Here is a 1,140-nt window from a genome sequence, read left to right on the forward strand (position 1 = left end):
CTGGAACAGCGTGACGCGCATGGTCGGCGATGCGGCCGGGCCGAGGACCGCCGCCCGCGCCGTGAGGCCGAGCCGGTTGATCTCGGCCAAAGCTGTCGCGAGGGCGCACTCGGCCGGCACGGATCGGAACGGCACCGCGGCCTCCGGGGGACTGTTCACCGGCCCGGACTGTGCCAGAGACCTGCGCTGATGTCAACGGCTGATAGCGGAATCCGAGGCCACGCGACGGACCGCGGGCCGAGCTGGACCCGGCCGCCGCTGAGGCCGCGCGGTTCTTCGAGGTCTATGCGGAACTGACCTCCCTCGACCTCGACTGGCGAGCCCGCATGCCGATCATCCAGCTCCGACAGCACCTCGCCGTGCTGGCCCAGTTCGACGACGACTGGGGTGCCGGTGACGGTTCAGCCGCGCTCCGGGCGGGCCGCCCGAAAACGGCCCGCCGACGCTAATCCTCCACTGATCTTGTTCGGCCTCACCGCGGGCGCCGGGTCGCCCATGCGCGTAGGGGCCGGGTGTGACCCCGGAGCGCTACCGCACCCCGATACGCCGTGATGATCGTCGGCTGAACGCTGCTGCCGCTGCGGTCAGTCAGCTCGACACGCAGCGAGACGTCCATGCCGGCGGCGTAGACGGCCTGGTCGACGACAGCGGCGAACGCCGGCGCGCTGCACGTCGCCGACTGCTCGGTCCACGTGGTTCCGTTGTCGACCGACACCCACCGCCTTGCGCCGACGATGTCACCGGCGACGTAGTCGCGCTGCCCCGTGGCCCCGAAACCGATCCTGAAATCCGTGGCGGCAGGGGTCAGGTTGCGCTCGTCGACGGCGATGTCGACCGGTCTCACCGGCGCGACGCCTACTGCCGCGGCGGTCTGCGCCTACCTGACGCGGGTATGCCGGGGCGAGCCCGGCGACATCGGCCTTCGCACGGCGACGAGCACTACGCCGACGGCCTGTGCGCGCGTGGTGCCGCTGACCGTGCCGCAGCCGGGGACGGACTTCGCCGCCTACGCCGCCGGAGTGGCCGCGTTGCTGTTAGACGCACGCCGGGACCAGCCCTCGCTCACGTCAACGCTTTCGGCGACGGTTCACGCCGCACAACGAGGGACGGCAGGTGGCCAGGACGCGTAATCGTCCTGGC

General features: G+C 71.5%; 1 protein-coding gene. It reads right to left on the bottom strand.

Features of this window, described 5'->3' with window-relative positions; genetic code table 11:
• Positions 1-472: 472 nt before the first annotated feature.
• The gene (locus AB0J67_RS41295; RefSeq protein WP_363491308.1) at positions 473-844 is read right to left on the bottom strand and encodes a hypothetical protein; all 372 of its coding nucleotides are present in this window, start codon (positions 842-844) and stop codon (positions 473-475) included.
• Positions 845-1,140: the final 296 nt, after the last annotated feature.

The organism is Catellatospora sp. NPDC049609 (genome assembly GCF_040675365.1).
In the GTDB taxonomy this organism is placed as follows: Bacteria; Actinomycetota; Actinomycetes; order Mycobacteriales; family Micromonosporaceae; genus Catellatospora.